The organism is Acidovorax temperans, assembly GCF_006716905.1.
In the GTDB taxonomy this organism is placed as follows: Bacteria; Pseudomonadota; Gammaproteobacteria; order Burkholderiales; family Burkholderiaceae_C; genus Acidovorax; species Acidovorax temperans.
This window is the reverse complement of record NZ_VFPV01000001.1, coordinates 1-20,791: the sequence shown is the minus strand read 5'-3', so window position 1 is coordinate 20,791 and position 20,791 is coordinate 1. Positions and strand designations below refer to the sequence as shown.

General features: G+C 62.1%; 24 protein-coding genes and 1 tRNA gene. 22 read left to right on the top strand and 3 right to left on the bottom strand.

Going from position 1 to position 20,791, the window contains the following annotated elements; all coding sequences use genetic code 11:
• Positions 1-22 precede the first annotated feature (22 nt).
• Together BDD18_RS00120 and BDD18_RS00115 are read left to right on the top strand one after the other, a co-directional pair.
• On the top strand, positions 23-991 hold the full coding sequence (locus tag BDD18_RS00120; RefSeq protein ID WP_420837293.1) for an alpha/beta hydrolase: 969 nt from the start codon (positions 23-25) through the stop codon (positions 989-991).
• 6 nt (positions 992-997) lie between these two features.
• The gene (locus tag BDD18_RS00115) at positions 998-1,855 is read left to right on the top strand and encodes a YbgC/FadM family acyl-CoA thioesterase (protein WP_142080675.1); all 858 of its coding nucleotides are present in this window, start codon (positions 998-1,000) and stop codon (positions 1,853-1,855) included.
• 46 nt (positions 1,856-1,901) lie between these two features.
• Here the strand turns inward: BDD18_RS00115 and ygfZ are convergent, their stop codons facing one another.
• The gene (gene ygfZ / locus BDD18_RS00110; protein ID WP_142080674.1) at positions 1,902-2,816 is read right to left on the bottom strand and encodes a CAF17-like 4Fe-4S cluster assembly/insertion protein YgfZ; all 915 of its coding nucleotides are present in this window, start codon (positions 2,814-2,816) and stop codon (positions 1,902-1,904) included.
• Positions 2,817-2,861: 45 nt separating this feature from the next.
• Between ygfZ and mltG the strand changes: the two genes are divergently transcribed.
• From mltG to BDD18_RS00080, 6 genes are all read left to right on the top strand, one after another.
• Positions 2,862-3,851, top strand: a complete 990-nt coding sequence (gene mltG / locus BDD18_RS00105; protein WP_338071774.1) for an endolytic transglycosylase MltG — start codon at positions 2,862-2,864, stop codon at positions 3,849-3,851.
• A 68-nt stretch (positions 3,852-3,919) separates the two neighbouring features.
• Complete coding sequence (tmk, locus tag BDD18_RS00100) at positions 3,920-4,597, top strand: dTMP kinase (RefSeq protein ID WP_044394618.1); 678 nt, start codon at positions 3,920-3,922, stop codon at positions 4,595-4,597.
• Positions 4,594-5,625, top strand: a complete 1,032-nt coding sequence (locus tag BDD18_RS00095; RefSeq protein WP_420837292.1) for a DNA polymerase III subunit delta' — start codon at positions 4,594-4,596, stop codon at positions 5,623-5,625. Before tmk ends, BDD18_RS00095 begins: the two co-directional genes overlap by 4 nt.
• Positions 5,626-5,627: 2 nt before the next feature.
• Positions 5,628-5,987, top strand: a complete 360-nt coding sequence (locus BDD18_RS00090) for a PilZ domain-containing protein (protein WP_044394620.1) — start codon at positions 5,628-5,630, stop codon at positions 5,985-5,987.
• A 63-nt stretch (positions 5,988-6,050) separates the two neighbouring features.
• Entirely contained in the window at positions 6,051-6,857 is an 807-nt protein-coding gene (locus BDD18_RS00085) for a TatD family hydrolase (protein WP_044394622.1), read from the top strand.
• Positions 6,854-7,525: an ankyrin repeat domain-containing protein gene (locus BDD18_RS00080; protein ID WP_066697015.1), complete on the top strand. Its 672-nt coding sequence runs from the start codon at positions 6,854-6,856 to the stop codon at positions 7,523-7,525. The genes BDD18_RS00085 and BDD18_RS00080 overlap by 4 nt, the downstream gene beginning before the upstream one ends.
• A 33-nt stretch (positions 7,526-7,558) precedes the next feature.
• Here BDD18_RS00080 and msbA read toward each other — a convergent pair whose 3' ends face one another.
• Positions 7,559-9,346: a lipid A export permease/ATP-binding protein MsbA gene (msbA, locus tag BDD18_RS00075; RefSeq protein ID WP_142080670.1), complete on the bottom strand. Its 1,788-nt coding sequence runs from the start codon at positions 9,344-9,346 to the stop codon at positions 7,559-7,561.
• Positions 9,347-9,638: 292 nt separating this feature from the next.
• On the opposite strand from msbA, the gene tolB reads away from it, so the two are divergent.
• The 5 genes from tolB (at position 9,639) to BDD18_RS00050 (ending at position 13,269) form a co-directional block, all read left to right on the top strand.
• The gene (gene tolB, locus BDD18_RS00070; protein ID WP_142080668.1) at positions 9,639-10,958 is read left to right on the top strand and encodes a Tol-Pal system beta propeller repeat protein TolB; all 1,320 of its coding nucleotides are present in this window, start codon (positions 9,639-9,641) and stop codon (positions 10,956-10,958) included.
• Between the two features lie 44 nt (positions 10,959-11,002).
• Positions 11,003-11,542, top strand: a complete 540-nt coding sequence (gene pal, locus BDD18_RS00065; protein WP_044394630.1) for a peptidoglycan-associated lipoprotein Pal — start codon at positions 11,003-11,005, stop codon at positions 11,540-11,542.
• Positions 11,542-12,324: a tol-pal system protein YbgF gene (gene ybgF / locus BDD18_RS00060; protein ID WP_066692206.1), complete on the top strand. Its 783-nt coding sequence runs from the start codon at positions 11,542-11,544 to the stop codon at positions 12,322-12,324. Before pal ends, ybgF begins: the two co-directional genes overlap by 1 nt.
• 11 nt (positions 12,325-12,335) lie before the next feature.
• Positions 12,336-13,145, top strand: a complete 810-nt coding sequence (locus BDD18_RS00055; protein ID WP_244939012.1) for a tRNA threonylcarbamoyladenosine dehydratase — start codon at positions 12,336-12,338, stop codon at positions 13,143-13,145.
• Positions 13,146-13,193: 48 nt separating this feature from the next.
• Positions 13,194-13,269, top strand: a tRNA-Lys gene (locus BDD18_RS00050).
• Between the two features lie 141 nt (positions 13,270-13,410).
• Here the strand turns inward: BDD18_RS00050 and BDD18_RS00045 are convergent.
• Entirely contained in the window at positions 13,411-13,617 is a 207-nt protein-coding gene (locus tag BDD18_RS00045) for a hypothetical protein (protein WP_142080665.1), read from the bottom strand.
• A gap of 279 nt (positions 13,618-13,896) precedes the next feature.
• Here BDD18_RS00045 and BDD18_RS00040 point away from each other — a divergent pair, with 279 nt between their 5' ends.
• From BDD18_RS00040 to BDD18_RS00005, 9 genes are all read left to right on the top strand, one after another.
• On the top strand, positions 13,897-14,610 hold the full coding sequence (locus BDD18_RS00040) for a YebC/PmpR family DNA-binding transcriptional regulator (protein WP_142080663.1): 714 nt from the start codon (positions 13,897-13,899) through the stop codon (positions 14,608-14,610).
• Between the two features lie 163 nt (positions 14,611-14,773).
• Positions 14,774-15,055, top strand: a complete 282-nt coding sequence (locus BDD18_RS00035) for a DnaJ domain-containing protein (protein ID WP_044394862.1) — start codon at positions 14,774-14,776, stop codon at positions 15,053-15,055.
• Entirely contained in the window at positions 15,052-15,627 is a 576-nt protein-coding gene (locus BDD18_RS00030; protein WP_066786090.1) for a hypothetical protein, read from the top strand. The genes BDD18_RS00035 and BDD18_RS00030 overlap by 4 nt, the downstream gene beginning before the upstream one ends.
• A 29-nt stretch (positions 15,628-15,656) precedes the next feature.
• Positions 15,657-16,409: a hypothetical protein gene (locus BDD18_RS00025; RefSeq protein WP_066786092.1), complete on the top strand. Its 753-nt coding sequence runs from the start codon at positions 15,657-15,659 to the stop codon at positions 16,407-16,409.
• Positions 16,410-16,429: 20 nt separating this feature from the next.
• Complete coding sequence (locus tag BDD18_RS00020; protein WP_142080662.1) at positions 16,430-17,710, top strand: hypothetical protein; 1,281 nt, start codon at positions 16,430-16,432, stop codon at positions 17,708-17,710.
• A 386-nt stretch (positions 17,711-18,096) separates the two neighbouring features.
• Complete coding sequence (locus BDD18_RS00015; protein WP_244938947.1) at positions 18,097-18,879, top strand: GGDEF domain-containing protein; 783 nt, start codon at positions 18,097-18,099, stop codon at positions 18,877-18,879.
• Complete coding sequence (locus tag BDD18_RS22325) at positions 18,788-19,138, top strand: GGDEF domain-containing protein (protein WP_244938946.1); 351 nt, start codon at positions 18,788-18,790, stop codon at positions 19,136-19,138. The genes BDD18_RS00015 and BDD18_RS22325 overlap by 92 nt, the downstream gene beginning before the upstream one ends.
• Positions 19,139-19,454: 316 nt before the next feature.
• Positions 19,455-20,552: an HlyD family secretion protein gene (locus BDD18_RS00010; RefSeq protein WP_142080660.1), complete on the top strand. Its 1,098-nt coding sequence runs from the start codon at positions 19,455-19,457 to the stop codon at positions 20,550-20,552.
• On the top strand, positions 20,549-20,791 hold a 243-nt coding region (locus BDD18_RS00005; protein WP_142080658.1), incomplete at its 3' end, for an ATP-binding cassette domain-containing protein. The genes BDD18_RS00010 and BDD18_RS00005, both read left to right, overlap by 4 nt.

The window sequence follows — 20,791 nt, the reverse complement described above, 5'->3', positions numbered from 1 at the left end:
GCAACCCACGGAGCTTTGTGTTTTGACCGATTTGCACATCCACCACACCCGCCTGACGCCGCAGATGCGCGGCGTGCTGCAAGGCATGGCCCGCGCCGGGCACCCGCCGCTGCACACGCGCACCCCCGAAGATGCGCGCAAGGCCTACGAGGCCGGTGCAGGTGTGCTGGAAGTGCCCAAGGCGGCACTGCCCAGGGTGGAAGACTTTCACATCCCCGCGCGGGACGGCTACCGCATGCCTGCGCGACTGTACGCGCCCATCGAGGCGGGGGGCGCCGCGCTGCCGCTGCTGCTGTACCTGCACGGCGGCGGCTTCACCATTGGCAGCATTGCCACGCATGATGTGCTTTGCCGCGAGCTGGCGCGCCTTTCGGGGGCGATGGTGGTGTCGCTGGAATACCGGCTGGCGCCGGAGCACCGGTTTCCCACGGCCAGCAACGACGCGTGGGACGCGCTGGCCTGGCTGGCCCAGCACGCTGCCACGCTGGGCGCAGACCCCGCCCGACTGGCGGTGGGGGGCGACAGCGCCGGGGGCACCCTGGCGGCAGTCAACGCCATCCTGGCGCGCGATGCGGGCCTGCCGCTGGCTTTGCAGCTGCTGTTTTATCCAGGCTGCGCGGCGCACCAGGACACTCCCTCCCACGCCACCTACTCGCGCGGCCTGGTGCTGGAAGAGCCCGCCATCAGCTGGTTCTTTGGCCACTACGTGCAAAGCCGGGCAGAGCGTGAGGACTGGCGTTTTGCTCCCCTGCACGCGCCCGATGTCGAAGGCGTGGCCCCTGCGTGGATTGGCCTGGCCGAGTGTGACCCGCTGGTGGACGAGGGCGTGGACTATGCCGACAAATTGCGCGCCAGCGGCGTGGCGGTCGATCTGGAAATCTACCGTGGCGTGACGCATGAATTCATCAAGATGGGCCGTGCCGTGCCCGAGGCATTGAAAGCCCACGCCGACGCAGCCCGCGCGATGCGCCAAGCTTTTGGAATGGAGTGACACCGAATGCAACGCCAGAACTTCCGTTGTATGCACCGCCTGCGCGTGCGCTGGGCCGAAGTGGACATGCAGAAAATCGTGTTCAACGCCCACTACCTCATGTACATCGACACCGCCATGTCGGAGTACTGGCGCGCGCTGGCGCTGCCCTACGAGGCCAGCATGCACATTCTGGGCGGCGAGATGTATGTGAAAAAGGCCACGGTGGAATACCACGCCTCGGCCAAGCTGGACGACACGCTGGACGTGGGCATGCGCTGCGCGCGCATTGGCAACTCATCCTGCCTGTTTGAAGCGGCCATTTTCTGTGGCGATCGCTTGCTGGTCACTGGTGAACTGGTCTATGTGTTTGCCGACCCAGCCACTCAGACATCCACCCCGGTGCCTGCTGCGCTGCGGGCGATGCTGGAGGGGTACGAGGCCGGTGCAGAGATGGTCGAAGTGCGCACGGGTGACTGGAATGCACTGGGCCGCGATGCCGCCCGCCTGCGCACGGCGGTGTTTGTGCGCGAACAGGGCATACCCGCCGATGTGGAAGCAGACGCGCTGGATGCCAGCGCGCGCCACGCGGTGCTCTACAACCGCCTGGGGCAGCCTGTGGCTACGGGCCGGCTGCTGCAACAGGCCCCGGGCGTGGGCCGCATTGGGCGCATGGCGGTAGACCGATCCGTGCGCGGTGCCCAGTGGGGCCGTGTGCTGCTGGCTGCCTTGCTAGAGGCCGCGCGCGCCCGGGGTGACACGCAGGTGCAACTGCACGCGCAGTGCAGCGCACAAGGGTTCTATGAGCGGGCGGGGTTCACGGTGGCGGGTGCGCCCTATGAGGAGGCCGGGCTGGCCCATGTGCTGATGACCCAGGCGCTTTGAGCGCCAAGCCTGCTGGCGCCCTTGCAGGGGTTGTGCAGGCAGACTCTTAAATATCTTCCAGCAGCGGGTACGGCAGGGCTTGCAACTGCAATGCCACGCCGCCGGCTGCGCCCACCTGCAACGGTTGTTCGGTGGCAGCAATCTGCAGCGAGACCAGCGCATCCACGCCCCCTTGCGGCGAAGGCGCAGTCTGCACCACCGTGCCGCAAGGCTGCTCCAGGTCGTCGGCGGCAAAGACTTCGCTGCCTACGGCGATGTCGCTGCTGGCGTGCGCCAGATAGGTACGGCGCTTGAGTGTGCCCCGGAACTGGCTGCGCGCCACCACTTCCTGGCCGGGGTAGCAGCCCTTCTTGAAGTTCACACCGCCCACCGATTCGTAGTTGAGCATTTGCGGCACAAACGCATCCACCAGCGGTGCCGTGAGCGTGGCAACACCGCTTTGCACCTCGCTCCACAGCCAGATTGACGGGTCGAGCTGCGGGCCCTGGGGTGCGGGGCTGCCCTGGGGGGCGATCCACAGCGCGCGCGGCTGGCCTGCGGCCGGGTAGAGGTGGATGATCGTGTTTTGATCAAAATCGGCCTTGGACCAAGCAGGTAAAGCGCTGCCAGCTATGGTTTTGATAGTGTCACCCGCCAGCCCGTAGAGTGCGAAGTCCGCCGTCGCATCGCTGAGCTTGGCCTTGGCGCGCAGCACAAACATCGACAGGCGCTTGAGCGTGGGTGCGAGCAAGTCCAGGCTGCAGACCAGCAGCACTTCGGTGGCGCTGCGCTTGAAGCCGATGAAGCTGGCTTGCATTCGGCCCTTGGCCGACAAAAAAGCCGCCAGCCGGGCGTGCTGCATGTCCAGCAGCGCAAAGTCCTGCGTCAACTGGCCGTGAAGGAATTTCGCGGCGTCTTCGCCTTCCACGCGAATCACGCCGAGGTGGGACAGGGGGGCAATACCGTTCAAAAGCTGCGTCATGGCTGAATTATGATGCCCCCTCTTTTTCACACAGGCAGCAGGGTTGTGCGACGTTTACTGGCATGGGTGTTTGTTTTATTGATCGCCAGCGGCGCCGCTGCCGCATGGTGGTTGCACGAGCCCCTGGCCACAGGTGCCGAGCCGCTGGAGCTGGCGATTGAGCCCGGCACCACCCCGCGCGGCGTGGCCCGTGACGTGGTGGCTGCGGGTGCGCATACCAACGCGCAACTGCTCTACGCCTGGTTTCGCCTGTCTGGCCAAGACCGGTTGATCAAGGCGGGCAACTACGAGATTCCGGCAGGCACCACGCCACGCAGTTTGCTGCGCATGCTGGTGCGCGGAGAGGAAGCCTTGCGGACCTTGACCCTGGTGGAGGGCTGGACCTTCCGGCAAGTGCGACAGGCGCTGGCCAAGGAAGATCAGATCAAACAAGACACGGCGCAGCTGACGGCTGAGCAAATCATGGCCCAGCTGGGCCGCCCGGGCGTACACCCGGAAGGGCGGTTTTTTCCTGACACCTATTCGTATGCCAAGGGTTCGAGCGACCTGGCGCTGCTGCGCCGTGCCTTGCACGCCATGGACCGCCGGTTGGAGGCCGCGTGGGCGGCACGGGCATCAGATGTGCCGCTGAAGTCACCCGACGAGGCGCTGATTCTGGCCAGCATTGTTGAAAAAGAAACCGGCCGGGCCAGCGACCGGGCGCAAATTGCCGGGGTGTTTGCCAACCGCCTGCGGGTGGGCATGCTGCTGCAGACCGACCCCACCGTCATCTACGGCCTGGGCGAGAAGTTTGACGGCAACCTGCGCCGCCGTGACCTGCAGACCGACACGCCCTGGAACACCTACACCCGTCCCGGCTTGCCGCCCACGCCCATCGCCATGCCGGGCAAGGCGGCTCTGTTGGCCGCGGTGCAGCCAGCGTCCACCCGTGCGCTGTACTTTGTGGCCAAGGGCGATGGCTCCAGCCATTTCAGCACCAGTCTGGACGAACACAATCGCGCGGTGAATCGCTACCAGCGGGGGCAATCGCAGTAACTGGCGTGCATGCGGTAGATGGCGGTTGATCGACTTGATGGGGCACGGCCTCAACACTGAAGGGTTCCATGTCACGTTCTGGCTTATTCATCTCGTTTGAAGGTATCGACGGTGCAGGCAAGTCCTCGCACATCGACGGCCTGGCACAAGCCTTTCGGGCCCAGGGGCGCAATGTCACGCTCAGCCGGGAGCCTGGCGGCACCCCGCTGGCCGAAAAGCTGCGCGAGCTGGTGCTGAATGACCCCATGGATGCGCTGACCGAAGCCCTGTTGATCTTCGCGGCCCGGCGCGACCATTTGTGCCAGGTGATCGAGCCCGCCCTGGCGCGCGGCGATGTGGTGCTGTGCGACCGCTTCACCGATGCCACTTTTGCCTACCAGGGCGCTGGGCGCGGGTTTGATACGAATTTGCTATCGATTTTGGAGCGCATGGCGCAGACTGGTGTTGCGCCAGAGCCTGATTTGATGCGTGAACCCGATTTGACCGTGTGGTTTGATTTGGCCCCTGAAGTGGCCGCCGAGCGGCTGGCCGGTGCGCGAGTGCCCGACCGGTTCGAGTCCCAGCCCGTGGAGTTCTTCCGGCGCGTAGCCCAGGGCTACGCCGACCGGGCGGCTGCCGCGCCCCAGCGGTTTGCCCGTATCGATGCCGCACAGGACCGCCACCGTGTTTGGCAGCAGCTCACCAGCGTGTTTGTGCGCAAGGGTTGGTTGTCCATCATGGTGCCCACGCCAGGAGCCGTCGCGTGAGCAGTCTGCCTTCCAGCGAGTCCCCCGCACTGGCGCCGTGGATTGCGGCGCAGCGCACCACCTTGCTCGCGCAACGTGGCCACGCGTGGTTGCTGCAAGGCCCTTCAGGCATGGGGCAGTACGCCCTGGGCCTGGAGCTGGTGCGCGCCTGGCTGTGCGATGCACCCACCCCGCACGGAGCGTGCGGCCAGTGCGCCAGTTGCCACGCCATCGAGGTGCGCACCCATGCGGATCTGTGCGTGCTGATGCCCGAAGTGCAGATGATGGAGCTGGGCTGGCCCTTGTCGGAAAAAGCCCAGGCCGAAATCGACGACAAGAAGCGCAAACCCAGCCGCGAAATTCGCGTGGAAGCCATGCGCGATGCGGTGGAGTTTTCACAGCGTACCTCTGCCCGAGGGCGCGGCAAGGCGGTGCTGGTTTACCCCGCAGAGCAGATGAACCACGTCACGGCCAATGCGCTGCTCAAGACGCTGGAAGAGCCGCCGGGCGACGTGCGTTTTGTGCTGGCCAGCGAGGCTGCGCACCAGTTGCTGCCCACCATTCGCAGCCGTTGCCTGGGCCATACCATGACGTGGCCTGCGCAGGCCGATATGTTGCAGTGGCTGCAATCGAAAGGCGTTGCCGCCGATGCGGCCACCGCGTTTTTGCGTGCAGCGGGCGGGCGGCCTGATGATGCGCTGGCGGTGGCCCGTTCAGGGCGCAGCCCCCAGGCCTGGGCATCGCTGCCGCAGGCGGTGGCGCGTGGGGATGTCACTGCGCTGGGCGACTGGACGCCCGCGCAGGCCATTGAGGCCTTGCAAAAGCTCTGCCATGACTTGCTGGCCGTGGCGGTAGGAGCCGCGCCGCGCTACTTCGCTGCAGCTGATCTACCCAAGCCGCCACCCTTGGCCGCGCTCACCCGCTGGTCCAAGGCGCTGGCCAAGGAGGCACGCACGGCAGACCACCCCTTCAATGCCGGACTCATGCTGGAAGCGCTTGTCGCCCAGGCGCGAAACACCCTACACTCCAGACAACCAACGCATTCCTGACCATGAGCACTCCGTCCAATGCCCCCCGTCCCAGCGTCATGCAGCTGGCCATCAAGGAAAAGGGCGCTTTGTATGCTGCGTACATTCCTTTTTTTGTAGAAGGTGGCATTTTTGTCCCCACCCAGCGCGACTACAAGCTGGGCGACGACGTCTATGTGCTGCTGACCTTGCCCGAAGATACCCAGCGCTACCCGGTGGCGGGGCGCGTGGCGTGGGTGACTCCAGCGCGTGCGGCCGGCAATCGCACCCAGGGGGTGGGCATCCAGTTTCCAAAAGACGAAAAATCCCGCCTGCTCAAGCTCAAGATCGAAGAAATCTTGGGAACTGCCCTGGGCTCGGAGCGTCCTACCCAGACCATTTGATGGCGCCGTTGCGCCCTGTGCCGACCCGCGCTGGCTGGTCGGCTTTTTTTATTTTGATGCCGCATGTTTATTGACTCGCACTGCCATCTCTCGTTTCCCGAACTAGTGAGCCAAATGCCGGCCATTCGCCAGGCGATGGCTGATGCCCGTGTGGACCGGGCCCTGTGTATCTGCACCACCATGGAAGAGTTTGGTGACGTGCACGCTCTGGCATTGGCCTACGACAACTTCTGGAGCACGGTGGGCGTGCACCCCGACAACGAGGGTGTGCAAGAGCCCTCTGTGGAGGACTTGCTGGCCAAAGCCGCGTTGCCCCGTGTGGTGGCGATTGGCGAAACCGGCCTGGACTATTACGGCATGGAAGACCGCAAGGGCGGGCGCAGCGTGGCTGATCTGGAGTGGCAGCGCGACCGTTTCCGCACCCATATCCGCGCGGCGCGCGCCTGCGCCAAACCGTTGATCATCCACACCCGCAGTGCGTCGGACGACACATTGGCCATCCTCAGGGAAGAGGGGGAAGATGGGGCAGGCAACATCGCGGGTGGCGTCTTCCATTGCTTCACCGAATCCATGCAGGTGGCCCGGGCTGCGCTGGACCTGGGGTACTACCTCTCGTTCTCCGGCATCATCACCTTCAAGAACGCGCAGGACTTGCGTGACGTGGTGGCATTCACTCCGCTGAATCGAATCTTGATCGAGACCGACAGCCCGTATCTGGCGCCGGTGCCGTACCGAGGTAAAACCAACAATCCTTCCTTTGTGCCCTATGTGGCCCAGCAGGTGGCGCAGTGCAAAGGCATTGCGGTGGAAGAGGTGGGACACGCCACCAGCCGCAACTTTGAAACGCTGTTCAAAGGGGTGACTCCATGATCCATCGTCGCAACGTGCTGTTGGCCGCGGGGGCCGCAGTAGCCAGCCCTCTGGCTTGGGCAGGCTCGTACGAAGATTTTTTCACGGCCATTTTGCGCGACGACCCCGCCACCATCACTGCCTTACTGCGCCGGGGGTTCGATCCCAACACACGCGATGCCAAAGGGCAGGTGGGTTTGGTCATTGCCTTGAAACAAGAGTCCGACAAAGCATTCGACGCTTTGCTGGCCGCGCGCAACACGCAGGTGGAAGCGCGCAACGCGCAGGACGAAAGCCCGCTGATGATGGCGGCCATCAAGGGCAATGTGGAGGCGGTACGCAAGCTGATCGCTCGCGATGCAGATGTCAACAAGACCGGCTGGGCGCCGCTGCACTACGCTGCGTCTGGTGGCACTGAGCAGCATTTGCGCATTGCTGCGCTGTTGCTGGAGAACCATGCCTATATCGACGCTGCTTCTCCCAATGGCACTACGCCTTTGATGATGGCCGCACAGTATGGCTCCGCAGAGATGGTGAAGTTATTGCTGGATGAAGGGGCGGACCCCACCCTGAAAAACCAGCTGGGTTTGACCGCTGTGAATTTTGCGCAGCGGGTCAGCCGCAGCGAATTGGCTGCGCAGCTTTCGGCAGCGATTCGCAAGCGCCAGCCCAACGCCGGCTCCTGGTGATTGACGGCTACTGGTGCGCGTAGCGGCGCGCCATCAAAGCTCTGCGGGCGTGGCCGTACGGCTCTGCAAGCGGGCGTAGAGGCCGCCCGAAGCCATCAGTTGCGCGTGGGTGCCTTGCTCCACGATGGCCCCGCGCTCCATGACGACCACGCGATCGGCATGCTCAATGGTCGAGAGGCGGTGGGCAATTACCAGCGTGGTTCTTCCTTGCATCAGCCGCTGCAAGGCGTCTTGAACCAGGCGCTCGGATTCGGTGTCGAGCGCTGATGTCGCTTCGTCCAGTATCAGGATGGGAGCGTTTTTATACAGCGCACGGGCAATGGCCAAACGTTGCCGTTGCCCCCCAGACAGTTGCGCTGCATTGTGGCCTGCCACGGTATGAATGCCCTGCGGTAGCGCCGCAATGTGCTCGGCCAGATTGGCCGCCGCCAGACATTCGTGCACCCGCTTTTCATCCATGGCGCTGCCCAGCGCCACATTGGCCGCGATGGTGTCGTTGAACATCACCACGTCCTGGCTCACCATGGCAAATTGGCTGCGCAGGGAGGCCAGGTTCCAGGTGCTCAGCTCATGCCCGTCGAGCGTGATCTGGCCCTGGCTGCTGCTGACGAAACGTGGCAGCAGGTTGACCAGAGTCGTCTTGCCCGCGCCCGAGGGGCCCACCAGCGCCACGATCTCGCCCGGTGCCACACGCAGGCTGACGTTGTTGAGCGCTGGCGCCTGTTCTGCGCCGAAAGAGACGCTGACCTGGTTCAGCACAATCTCTCCCCGCACCCGGTCGGCAGTGTGCGTGCCTTCCGATTCTGCCCCGGTGTCCCCCAGTAGCGATAAACCTCGTTCCAGCGCAGCAACGCCGCGCGTGATGGGGTTGGCCACATCGGCCAGTCGGCGGATGGGGGCAATCAGCATCAACATCGCGGTGATGAACGAGACAAACCCGCCGACCGTGACGTCTTTGGAGTCCACCACCCCACGGCTTTGCCACAGGGCAATGCAGATCACCACAGACAAGGCTGCGGCTGCCAACAATTGGGTCAGCGGCGTCATGGCGGCGGAGGCGATGGTGGATTTGATCGCCAGGCGTCGCAGGCTCTGGCTCAGCGCGCCGAAACGGCTTGCCTGGCTTTGCTGGGCACCGTGCAGGCGCACCATGCGGTGGGCCAGTACGTTTTCTTCCACCACGTAGGCGAGTTCATCGGTGGCTTGCTGGCTGAATTTGGTGAGCTTGTATAGACGGCGTGACAAGGTCTTCATGATCCAGGCCACGCCCGGCACCACCACGGCCACGATCAGCGTCAGTTGCCAGTTCAGGTACAGCAGGTATCCCAGCAGGGCAATCAATGTGAAGCCGTCCCGAGAGAGACCCAGAAGCGCTTGCACCAGCAGGTTGGAGCCGTTCTGTACTTCGTACACCACCGTGTTCGAAAGCGCGCTGGCCGACTGGCGGCCAAACAACCCCATGTCTGCTGCCAGCACACGCTCAAACAGAGCCTTGCGCAACAGCAGCATGCCCTCATTGGCAATCTTGGCCAACGCGTATTGGCCTATGAATTGAGCCAGGCCCCTGATGAGAAAGACCCCCATGATGGCCAGAGGAACCGTCCACAGCTGCAGGGTGCCTTGGGTGAATCCCTTGTCCAGCAACGGCTGCAAGAGGGCAGGAATCATGGGCTCGGTCACAGCGCCGACCAAGGTCGCGGCAATCGCCAAGCCCCATGCAAGCCGCTGGTGCCCGAAGTAGACCGCCAGCCGGGCCAGTCTGGTCATCAAGGGAAGGCTGGAGGTGGCGCGCTGCTCGCCTTGCGATTCATTTGCTTGCATGTGACGCGAATTCTACGGTTGCGGCACTGCACTTCGGGTTGAAGTGGGCGGGGCAGAGCAACCACTGCGTGCTCCAAAGTGGCATGCGTGCTTGGACTACGCGTTGTCGGCAGGTTCTCTGGCCCCGTTCACGCCTGAAGACGCGTGGAATCCATGGGTGCCTGAAAGTCGCAAAAAATGCCTTTCCCTGTAAGGGATGCCGAACAGTTTGTCACAGGGGGGGCTTTCCAGTGTGTAACATTGAAGGTTGTCTTCCGCCAGACTGCGATAGTTCGGCTATTTCTGAACGCCAATGACCATCGAACACCACTCACACCAAATTCTCGCTGCGGCCAAGCCGCTCCATCACCGCCGAAATGTGCTGGCTGCCTTGGCCGCGACCTCGGTAGCGCCGGCCATGGCGCAGTTTCGTGTCGAAGTCACCGGCGTGGGCTTGACGCAATTGCCGATTGCCATCGCTCCGTTTCGTGGCGATGCCCAGGCTCCCCAGAAGATTGCTGCAATTGTTCAGGCAGACTTGGAGCGCAGTGGTCAGTTTCGCTCCATCGATGCTTCTGGCGCTGCACTGGACGAATCGTCGCGCCCCGACGTGGCAATGTGGCGGCAAAAAAGCGCCGATTCTCTGGCTACCGGCAGTATCACCCGGATGGCCGATGGGCGGTATGACGTGCGCTTCAGGCTCTGGGACGTGGTTCGGGGTCAGGATTTGGGTGGGCAAAGCTTTGTCGTGACCCAAGGCGATTTGCGTCTGGTGGCGCACCGTATCGCCGACTTCATTTACGAAAAGCTCACGGGCGAGCGAGGCGTGTTTTCCACGCGCATCACTTACGTGACCAAGACCGGTTCTCGCTACAGCCTCTGGGTGGCGGATGCGGATGGTGAGAACGCCCAGTCCGCGCTGTCCAGCCCCGAGCCCATCATCTCGCCTGCGTGGTCTCCGAGCGGCGGGCAGATCGCTTACGTGTCTTTCGAATCGCGCAAGCCCGTGGTGTATGTGCACGATGTGGCCACGGGGCGTCGCCGTTTGATTGCGAATTTCCGCGGCTCCAACAGTGCTCCTGCCTGGGCTCCAGATGGCCGCACTTTGGCGGTCACCCTCAGCCGTGACGGCGGCTCGCAGCTATACACCATTGACGCCAATGGAGGAGAGCCACGTCGTCTTATGCAAAGTTCTGGCATTGACACGGAGCCGGTGTTTTCGAGCGATGGTCGCACGATTTACTTCGTGAGCGATCGTGGTGGCGCTCCCCAGATTTATCGGGTTCCCGTTGGCGGCGGTAGTGCTGAGCGAGTGACCTTCTCTGGAAACTACAACATTTCCCCCAGTATCAGCCCCGATGGCAAGTGGCTTGCCTTCATCTCTCGGGTGGGCGGGGCCTTCAAGCTGCACGTCATGGATCTCGCTTCCGGCGCAGTCAATGCCATTACAGACACGACAGCGGATGAGAATCCGAGCTTTGCACCCAACAGCCGACTGCTGGTGTACGCGACTCAGCAGCAGGGGCGTGAGGCTCTGATGACGACAACGCTGGACGGAAAAATCAAGGCACGCCTGGCAGGACAAGCAGGGGACATTCGCGAGCCTGACTGGGGCTCGTTTCAAAAACAATGAACTTTTGACTCTTTTTAGCAATCCGTAATTTCTGGAGATTTTTGATGATCAAACACGCAACCCTTGCCCTTTCCCTCGTCGCACTTCTTGCCGCAGGCTGCAGCTCTGGCGTCAAGCTCGACGATGTGCCTGTCGAGGACAAAACAGGCTCGACCTCTACCACTGGTAGCGGTGCCAACTCTGGTAACACCAGCCAAAGCGGCGTGGCCGGGGTAGATCTGGGCCAGTCGGCTCGCGATGCTGCTGGCCCGGTGGGCGTGAGCCGCATCGTGTACTTTGACTACGACAGCTACGTCATCAAGCCAGAATTCCAATCTTTGATTGAGGCACATGCCCGCTTCATCAAAGCTGGCGGTAACCGCAAGCTGATGGTTGAAGGCCACACCGACGAGCGCGGTGGCCGCGAATACAACCTGGCTCTGGGCCAGAAACGTGCAGAAGCCGTTCGTCGTGCTCTGGCATTGCTGGGCGTGTCGGATGCACAGGTGGAAGCTGTGAGCTTCGGCAAGGAAAAGCCTGCTGCCCAAGGTGGCACGGAAGAAGTGCACGCGAAAAATCGCCGTGCTGAACTGTCGTACCGCTAATGCGCACCGGTGTGATCGCCAAACCCGTGAAATCCCTGCTGGCCCTTGTGCTGGCGGGGCTTTTTGCTTCGGTCAGCAACGCAGCCATTTTTGAAGACGGTGAGGCACGTCGTGCCATCCTGGAGCTTCGCCAGCGTGTGGATTCCATGCAGGCTGCCCAGCAAAAGGCAGCGGACGAGCACCGCCAAGATACCGAGCAACTTCGCCGCATCCTGCTGGATCTGCAAAACCAGATCGAGGTGCTGCGGGTGGAGCAGGCGAAATTGCGCGGCCAAAATGAGCAGCTCATCAGGGACGTTGCGGACCTGCAGCGCCGTCAAAAAGACATCGCCCAAGGGGTGGATGAAAGGCTGAGCAAGTTCGAGCCGGTCAAGGTGACGCTGGACGGACAGGAGTTCCAGGCTGACCCTGCTGAAAAGCGTGATTTCGAAGCCGCCCTGGCGGTCTTCCGTTCTGGCAAGTTTGCCGAGGCCAACACGGCTTTCGCATCCTTCGTGCGTCAATACCCCCGAAGCGGTTATGGCCCATCTGCCCGTTTTTGGTTGGGTAATGCACAGTATGCGCAGCGCGAGTACAAAGAAGCGATTGGCAATTTCAAGCAGTTGCTTTCGGATGCGCCTTCGCACGCACGCGCACCCGAGGCGGCTCTCTCGATCGCCAATTGCCAGTTGGAACTCAAAGACAACCGTGCAGCCCGGAAAACGCTGGAAGATTTGGTGCGCGTTTACCCACAATCTGAAGCCGCCGCCGCTGCCAAAGAACGACTTGCGCGCTTGAAGTGACATCCAATTCTTTGTCTGCGTCAAATACCGCTGAAGCCACGCTGCTGCCGGACGAGGTGACTCAGCGCCGATTCGGCGGTTTGGAGCGGCTGTACGGAGTGGGCGGGGCTCAGCGCATCCGTGATGCTCATGTCGTTGTCGTGGGTGTGGGCGGGGTCGGTTCCTGGACGGCCGAGGCCTTGGCCCGCAGTGGTGTCGGCCAACTGACCTTGGTGGACTTGGACCATGTGGCTGAGTCCAACATCAACCGCCAAATCCATGCGGTGTCCACCACGGTGGGTCAAGCCAAGGTGCTTGCCATGCGTGACCGGATCGCGCTGATCAATCCAGGTTGCGTGGTTCATTGCATCGAAGACTTTGTCGAGCCTGAGAACTGGCCGGAGCTGCTCGGCGGCGTGAAAGTGTCTGCAGTGGTGGATGCCTGCGATCAAGTGCGAGCGAAGACAGCCATGGCTGCATGGGCCCTCGCCAACAAGCAGTTGTTGATTTCGGTAGGTGCCGCAGGGGGCAAGCGCCAAGCCCACAAGGTGGATATCGATGACCTGTCTGCCACGACGCATGACCCTCTGTTGGCGCAGCTTCGTTACCGCCTCAGAAAACACCACCGTGCTGCACGAGACGGTAAAAAAATCGGTGTCTCCTGCGTTTTTAGCCGTGAGTCCGTGGCGCCGCCCGACGCTTCATGTGCGCTGGAAAGTGGGGGTGACGGATCGCTCAACTGCCATGGCTATGGATCGGTGGTGGCGGTGACGGCGACTTTTGGCCAATGTGCGGCCGGCTGGGTGCTCGACAAAATTGCCGGGGTTTCTTCTTGGTCCTGAAATTCAGGCTATAATTTGAGACTCTACAGAAATGTAAAGAGACAGGTTGGGACGTTAGCTCAGTTGGTAGAGCAGCGGACTTTTAATCCGTTGGTCACAAGTTCGAATCTTGTACGTCCTACCACCCAATTTAGCCCATCGGCTTCAAACCCGCTGCTTGTAAAAGCAGTGGGTTTTGTTTTTTTGCTCTCGTGAATTATCTAGCAGGGTAGCCGCCCATGGTTGCAACAGGCGGCCACCCGAGACTCATGCTCCAGCAGTCTCGTTATTTTTTGACACTGGCGCGTTTGGACTGGGGCTTTGCAGTTCGCTTGTGACTTGTTGGTTTCGCCTTGCTGCGGCTGGCGTTGTGGGATGGCTTCATTTGTGAGCTTTTTTGCACAGCGTGTACTTTCGGGCTGTGGTGCAACCCCTTCGCCATGAGGACTGGTGACAGTGCGAGAGCGAAGGCAAGAACGAGAATTTTTTTCATGTTGTGATTACTTTTGGGTGCCGAGATTGGCGCAGCGATGTTGCGTGAACTCGTGCTTCATGACAATCAATCACAGGGTATTTCCTCCCCCTGGATATTGCTTACATAGAGCCTGCTTCGGAGCAGCAAAGTAGCCCTCGCGGGGCGGCTCGTCAAATCAACGAAAATATGCGGTCGCCGGTGTCTGTCTTCCCTCAGGGGGCAAGACATCTGCACAACACATATCAATGACAAAACAGGGCGCCTGAGCGCGCTACAACACAAAGAAAGAGAAGCACCATGGGCGCGCAGTGGAAAGCAAAGGGCAAGGCACTGGTGGCTGATGCCAAAGGCAAGCTGTTTGGCAAGCTGGTCAAGGAAATCACTGTAGCTGCGCGTGGTGGGGCAGACCCTGCTACCAATTCTCGCTTGCGCTTGGTGGTCGAGCAGGCCCGCAAGGCTTCCATGCCCAAAGACACGCTGGAGCGCGCCATCAAGAAGGGTTCGGGTACAGGCGCTGATGCGGTGAGCTACGAGCGCGTGATTTACGAAGGGTTCGCTCCGCATCAAGTGGCTGTGATGGTTGAGTGCCTGACCGACAACGTGAATCGCACCGCGCCTGAAATGCGGGTGCTGTTTCGCAAAGGGCAGTTGGGCACCTCGGGTTCCGTGGCGTGGGATTTCAACCATGTGGGCATGATTGAAGCTGAGCCCGCTCGTCCTGACGCCGACCCCGAGCTTGCAGCGATTGAAGCGGGAGCCCAGGACTTTGAAGCCGGTGACGAAGAGGGCGTCACCATGTTCTGGACGGATCCCACGGATCTGGATCTGGTCAGCCGTGCACTGCCAGCCCAAGGCTTCACCGTGTTGTCTGCCAAGCTGGGCTACAAGCCCAAGAACCCTGTCAATCCAGCGAATCTCACGGCAGAGCAGCTGGAAGAGGTGGAGAGCTTTCTGGCTGCCATTGATGCCAATGACGACGTACAAAACGTCTTTGTCAGCCTGGCGGGCTGATTCCAGCTTTTTCAAGCTTCCGGGTTTTCAAGAGGCTGCGCCGCGCACTTGATTTCAAGTGTGCGGCCCCCATTTTTCGACCGGCGCAAGAGCGCCTGATGAGTGCGCGCGATGCGCCCCAAGGCCCAAAGCAACCGCCCTGGGTATTCATACAGACAGAACCATGACCGATCACTACTCTGCTTTGGGGCTGGCGGCCCATGCTTCGTTGGCAGATATCAAAAAAGCCTTTCGGCAAAAGGCCTCTTTCTATCACCCGGACAAGAACGACGCCCCGGATGCCGCTCAGCGCTTCGCTGCCGTGCAAAAGGCTTATGAGGTGCTCTCGGACGAGGCCGCTCGCCAAGCCTATGACGATAACCGCCGACGCAACCTGCTGGACGACCCTCTGCAGACCGCCCAGGAAATCTGGCAAACCTACACCCACAACATTCTTGCCCCGTGAAAATTTCTCCTTTTTTCCATGACTTGCGCTCGGCTTATCAGGCCGAGATTGATGACCTGACCCAAGACTCCGAAGGCAAGGATGTGCTGCGCAAGCGGCTGGCCCAAAAGCGTTCGGAGATCGGCTTCTTGGTCAAGATGATGGAGCTGGCCCCGGAGATGGTGGCTGTGGTCTTCCACCAAGGTTTTCGCTTCACCCGCGCTGCTCCGCTGGAACAGGCGCTGGCTGTGGGGCAAGACCATCTGCCACCGTGGGAAAGCCTGAGCACTTGCATCTCCCTGGAGCCCTGGGCAGCAGCGCTGGCCAAGACGGTGCTTGCAGAGCCAGGTGGCGACCGTTTCATGGTGATCGCTGCCGGTTTGGAGTATTTACAGCAGGCCAGGTTTGCGGGTTCGGCTGTGGGTGGCGAGGCAGATGCTGAAGGTGATGAGGACGATGTAGACGACCGCGAGCACGACGATGACTACGACGCACTGAGTGCAGACGATGTCGTGGAACCACACGACAGCCGCAGCCGCGAAGAAGCCAGCGCAAACTGGCTGGCCGACGTGGGCTTTGAGCGCAAAGACTGATCCATTACATAACCAATGCACTGACATCCATGAGCAATCACCTGGCCCTCATCACCAAAACTACCAGTCTCATTGCTGCAGGCGACATCGTGGGCGCCGAGTCTGCCCTGGCCGAGTTGGCAGACACCGAAGGCGATAACGCCCTGATGGTCGTGCTGGATCAGCTGGAGCCCAAAGACATCTTGGCCGTCATGCGCGAATACGACGACTCCAAGGCCTCCGTAGTGAACCTGCTGGTCACCCCCGAGCAATTCGCGCGGGCCATGGTGCTTGAAAAGCAATACAAGGACCTGACCCACACGCACCTGCGCAACATGGTCAACGCCGTGGTGTTCCGCGACGATGCAGACCCGGTGGAATTTTTGAACGCGATTGGCAACCTGGAGGGTGGGGCCGAGGCCCTGGCCAATTACTTCGCAGAGAAGTGGAGCCGACTGGAAGCCTTTGCCCGCACCGGCACGTTTGATGCCACCGAGGACTATGGCCCCACGCTGAGCGATGACGAGCTCCTGGCGTCGGGCTATGTGCAGCCCCGCGTGGAGCTCGACGAAGTGGCTGATGGCGACTGGATGCAAATGGCCTGGTTGCTGCGCTATGAATGCCGCGACCTGTTCATTGAAACCTTGCTGGTGCTGCGGGCCAAGGCGCGGGCCTTTGATCTGGGGTTGGACGACGCCGAAGAGCCTGCGGAAGAAGACGACGGCAAGTTTGAGACCAGCGAGACCGACCGCGGCAAGGCCACACCTGCAGCCCGCGTGTCTGATGAAGAATCTGCCATTTGAACGGGCCTGCGAACCAAGCCATGCCTGAAACCACCGATTCCAGCGCTGTGCCAGCGGGCAACGCACTGCAACTGCACGACGCACGCCCGTTCTTCGACAAGGTGCTGGCCCATGGCGTGCGTCGCGGCATCATCGACGCAGAGCGGCTTGCCACCATCAATGCCGATGCGCCCAAGGGCATCGTGCAGATCGCACGGTACTTTGGCAGCGAGTTTCTGCGCCCTGAACTCGAAAAAGCGCGGGACCGCATGGTCAACATGATCAGCCTCTACCTGCTGGAGACCACGGGTGGCGACCTCGACAAGGCCGCTGTGTCACTGCGCGACAACTCGTTGCTGTCGCGTTCCAAAGGCGGGTCCGACATGCTCAAAAAGCTGATCGCCATGCCCGAGAGCAGCAATTTCGGCATGGCGGGTTACGACGATGCGCAGACTGCACTGCTGGCCGTCTGGACGCTGCGCAGCCATGCGGAATACCAGGCCGAACTGGCGCGGCGCAGCCAGATGGCCCAGGCCATCACGGCGGCCCAGTGGCTGGCTGAACAGTTTGACCTGGACACGGACGAGCTGGAGTCTGCCGGGGCGGATGCAGAAGCCGTCATCCGCACCGGCCTCCTGATGCAGGCCCTGGCCCCGAGCGCGATGGCTGCTGGCGAATGGCCGCACACGGTAGGTTTCGAAAAACTGGTGACAGCACTGCGCAAGAAAAAGCAGCCAGCACCCACCGCGCTGCGTTTGCCCCCAGGCCTGCCTGCAGACATGCGCCCGGTGGTTCAGGCACAGTGTCCGGCAGTGCTGGCCGACTTGCCCAAGCTCCTGGATGCGGCTGTGCCGCTGCGCAATTTGCTGCGTCCCATGGGGGCCTTTCGCGCGCGGTACTTTCTGCTGGACGACCCCTTGGCCGAGGTCGATAGCTACCACCGCAGCCTGGATGCACTGGACGAAGCTGCAGAGCCACCGCAGCCCGCCAGCAAGCTATGGACCAAGACCACACAAGGCAACGACGATGAGCATTCGCTGCTCACGCTGTTCTTGTGCCTGGCTGCTGGGGTTCCGAAGAAGACGCTGCTCACCGAAAAAGCTGCAGCCAGCCTGGTGCGCCGCATTCGCAAGCATGGGTGGCAGCCCCCATTGGCGGCTGAGTTCATTCAGGCCCACGCGCCTGGCGTGTACCAAGACGATTACCTGGCGCTGTGGAACGGTTTTGTTCAAGAGGCGACCAGGACCTTGACCAGCGATATGGACTACCAACTGCACGACGCATTGGCGCTGCTGCGTCGGGAGTGCCACGTCGCTGGCTGACGGCGTGGTCGTGTGCTGTGCCGCGTTGTGGTCGCAGACCTGACGCTTCGGTGTCTGGTTCGCGCCACTGCGCAGGGTATAAAAATCTCTGTGCCGTGCTTTGGTATGTAGCCGGGCAGGTTAACATTTAAAAGTCATTTCGGCGGCATGTTCTGAAAAACCTGTCAGCGGTTTTTTGGTGGTGCTTGCTCGACTCCCGGCTACACACCAGCGGTTTTTGCCACTTCGCTCGCTCCCAAACCGGCGCCTCACGCCCTCCTGCAGTGTACAGTCCCACCCTTATTGCCCTTGCCGCTATCCTCGCGGCGCTGGTCACCGCTGTGCTGCATTTGGTGTGGCGGTTCAACAGGCACATTCCTGGGCTGGGTTTTTGGGTGCTTTCATTTTTGAGCGCCTCCGTTTTTGGTGCCAGCCTGCTGGTGCGCGAGCACATGCCCTTGGTGCTCTCTGTGGTGGTGGCCCAGGCAGGCATTGCAGTGGCGGCGTATTGCTGCTTTCTGGGCGGCCGCGCCTACCTGGGGCTGCGGCTGCCACACCATGGATATGCAACGGCAGCGATTGTTGCGGTGGTGGCGTTGGCGGTTTATTTCACCGTGGGGCATCCCCATCCGGTAGCGCGCTTTGTGCTTTCGGGTTTGGTGGGTGGGGTGTACTTCCTGCTCACAGCGGTCACCTTGGCGCGGGGTGGCTTCAACAAGGTACCCGCCCGTTATATTTTTGCGGCCATGGTGGGTTTTCATGGCGCATTTCTGCTGCTCCGGCCGGCGCTGTTTGGTCTGATCAGCGCGGCGGAGGCCGGGTCCGACATGGCGCAGCGGATTTCGCAGTATGTGGCGCTGGAATCGACCGTGGCCTTGGTGATGATCGCCTTTGGGACCTTGCTGCTGACCAACGAACACGTCACCACAGAACTGCGCCATCTGGCGGAAATGGACTCGCTGACCAACGTGTTCAATCGCCGCGCCTACCTCACGCTGCTGGACAAGGCCATCAGCAACGCCCAGCGCACGCGCCAGGGGCTGCCCGTGCTGGCGCTGGACCTCGACCACTTCAAGAAAATCAACGACACCTGGGGTCATGGCGGGGGGGGACGATGTGCTGCGCCAGTTTGTGGCCCTGGCCCAGCAGTGCCTGCGCAAGGAAGACGTGATGGGCCGGCTGGGCGGTGAGGAATTCGCCATTTTTCTACCCAACGCCGATGGGCCGGGCGCCGAAGCGGTAGCCGAGCGCCTGCGTGCCTTGGTGGAAACCCAGCCTTTGCGTGCGGACCACCACGCCATTCCCGTCACGGTGAGCATTGGGGTAGCCCTGTGCACGCGCGGTGATTCCGCCGAGACAGTGCTCAAGCGTGCGGATGCGGCCATGTACCTGGCCAAGCAAAACGGGCGCAACCGCGTCGAAGTGGCGGAGTCTCCAGTGCCAATCTAGGGCGCTTGCGAACGGGGCGCTTCGCAGTGGGACGGGCGGGGGAGTCGCCTTTCTCTTTTTGCTATTAAAAATGTAGCTATTGACGCTTTTCTATAGAGCGCTAGAGCCCATTTTGATATGTATAGCTACTGCCTGACGCCGCCAAGCTGTCTCTTCACTCCAGGCACCGTGAGCATTGATGCAGGTCAATTGATGCGCGCCCGGCTCCCTGGCTTGTCATCCGGATGGCATAGCATTGACTGCTTCAAGGCTTCACCCGATGCGTGTTCTTGCGCACTGGCCCAGCGGCGTGCGGTGAAGACCACAAGGAGGAAGCATGAACAAGAAGCTCAAGACCTTTGCTGCCGCAGTGGCGCTGCTGGCGGCAGTGGCTGCAGGGCTGGTGTATTGGGCACCCTGGAAGACCCAGGGGCACGGCGAGGGATTTGTCAGCGGCAACGGCCGCATTGAAGCCACGGAGGTGGCCGTCGCCACCAAGCAAGCGGGCAGGGTGCTCGACATCCTCGTGGGCGAGGGCGACTTTGTGACAGCTGGCCAGCCCGTGGCCCGCATGCAGATCGACAGCCTGCAGGCCCAGCGCGACGAGGCCATGGCCCGCCTGCAGCAGGCCCAGCTGGCTGTGAGCAGTGCCCAGGTGCAGGTGGCCCAGCGCGAAAGCGATTACCAGTCGGCCCTGGCGGTGGTAGCGCAGCGCGACAGCGACCTCGACACCGCCAAGCGGCGCCTGCCACGCTCTGAACAACTGGCCCGCGATGGTTTCTTCTCTACCCAGTTGCTCGATGACGACCGTGCCAAGGTGCGCAGCCTGCAAGCCGCCCTGACAGCAGCTCAGTCGCAGGCCAAGGCCGCGCAGGCGGGCATCAGTGCCGCCCGCACCCAGGTGACCAGTGCCGAGGCCAATGTGCGCGCGCTGCAGGCCACGCTGGCCCGCATCGACGTGGAGTTGGCCGACAGTGAACTCAAGGCCCCGCGCGATGGTCGCGTGCAATTCCGCGTGGTGCAGCCCGGCGAGGTAGTGGGCGCAGGTGCCCGCGTGCTGCAGTTGGCCGATTTGACCGATGTGTACATGACCTTCTTCCTGCCCGAAACCGTCGCAGGCCGCGTGGCCCTGGGCAGCGAAGTGCGTATCGTGCTCGACGCTGCCCCCGGCTTTGTGATCCCGGCCAGCGTGTCGTTTGTGGCCAGCACGGCGCAGTTCACCCCCAAGACGGTAGAGACCGCCAGCGAGCGGCAAAAGCTCATGTTCCGCGTGCGTGCGCAAATCCCCAAGGAGTTGCTTGTGCGCCACCGCGAGCAGGTCAAGACCGGCCTGCCCGGTGTGGCGTGGCTGCGCATTGACCCGAACGCCACCTGGCCCCAGCAGCTCGCGGTGAAGGAAAGCCTGCAAACCGCAGCCCCCAAGGCCGCACAGTGACCGCACCCGTCGTCACCCTCACGGGCGTCAGCCAGCGCTACGGCGCCACGGTGGCGCTGGAAGACATCGATCTGGAAGTGCCTGCAGCCCGCATGGTGGGCCTGATCGGGCCGGATGGGGTGGGCAAATCCAGCCTGATGGCGCTGGTGGCCGGGGCCCGCGCCGTGCAGCAAGGGCAGGTGCTGGTGCTGGGCGGCAACATGGCCGATGGCCGCCACCGCGATGCGGTGTGCCCGCGC

What these genes read in the sequence shown, in the direction of transcription:
- BDD18_RS22325 (WP_244938946.1), top strand. Translation starts at nt 18,788, where the DNA reads ATGGCGGGGGGGGACGATGTGCTGCGCCAGTTTGTGGCCCTGGCCCAG.
- ybgF (WP_066692206.1), top strand. Translation starts at nt 11,542, where the DNA reads ATGCGCACCGGTGTGATCGCCAAACCCGTGAAATCCCTGCTGGCCCTT.
- BDD18_RS00010 (WP_142080660.1), top strand. Translation starts at nt 19,455, where the DNA reads ATGAACAAGAAGCTCAAGACCTTTGCTGCCGCAGTGGCGCTGCTGGCG.
- msbA (WP_142080670.1), bottom strand. Translation starts at nt 9,346, where the DNA reads ATGCAAGCAAATGAATCGCAAGGCGAGCAGCGCGCCACCTCCAGCCTT.
- BDD18_RS00080 (WP_066697015.1), top strand. Translation starts at nt 6,854, where the DNA reads ATGATCCATCGTCGCAACGTGCTGTTGGCCGCGGGGGCCGCAGTAGCC.
- BDD18_RS00115 (WP_142080675.1), top strand. Translation starts at nt 998, where the DNA reads ATGCAACGCCAGAACTTCCGTTGTATGCACCGCCTGCGCGTGCGCTGG.
- ygfZ (WP_142080674.1), bottom strand. Translation starts at nt 2,816, where the DNA reads ATGACGCAGCTTTTGAACGGTATTGCCCCCCTGTCCCACCTCGGCGTG.
- tmk (WP_044394618.1), top strand. Translation starts at nt 3,920, where the DNA reads ATGTCACGTTCTGGCTTATTCATCTCGTTTGAAGGTATCGACGGTGCA.
- BDD18_RS00020 (WP_142080662.1), top strand. Translation starts at nt 16,430, where the DNA reads ATGCCTGAAACCACCGATTCCAGCGCTGTGCCAGCGGGCAACGCACTG.
- pal (WP_044394630.1), top strand. Translation starts at nt 11,003, where the DNA reads ATGATCAAACACGCAACCCTTGCCCTTTCCCTCGTCGCACTTCTTGCC.
- BDD18_RS00090 (WP_044394620.1), top strand. Translation starts at nt 5,628, where the DNA reads ATGAGCACTCCGTCCAATGCCCCCCGTCCCAGCGTCATGCAGCTGGCC.
- BDD18_RS00035 (WP_044394862.1), top strand. Translation starts at nt 14,774, where the DNA reads ATGACCGATCACTACTCTGCTTTGGGGCTGGCGGCCCATGCTTCGTTG.
- BDD18_RS00045 (WP_142080665.1), bottom strand. Translation starts at nt 13,617, where the DNA reads ATGAAAAAAATTCTCGTTCTTGCCTTCGCTCTCGCACTGTCACCAGTC.
- BDD18_RS00085 (WP_044394622.1), top strand. Translation starts at nt 6,051, where the DNA reads ATGTTTATTGACTCGCACTGCCATCTCTCGTTTCCCGAACTAGTGAGC.
- BDD18_RS00040 (WP_142080663.1), top strand. Translation starts at nt 13,897, where the DNA reads ATGGGCGCGCAGTGGAAAGCAAAGGGCAAGGCACTGGTGGCTGATGCC.
- BDD18_RS00025 (WP_066786092.1), top strand. Translation starts at nt 15,657, where the DNA reads ATGAGCAATCACCTGGCCCTCATCACCAAAACTACCAGTCTCATTGCT.
- tolB (WP_142080668.1), top strand. Translation starts at nt 9,639, where the DNA reads ATGACCATCGAACACCACTCACACCAAATTCTCGCTGCGGCCAAGCCG.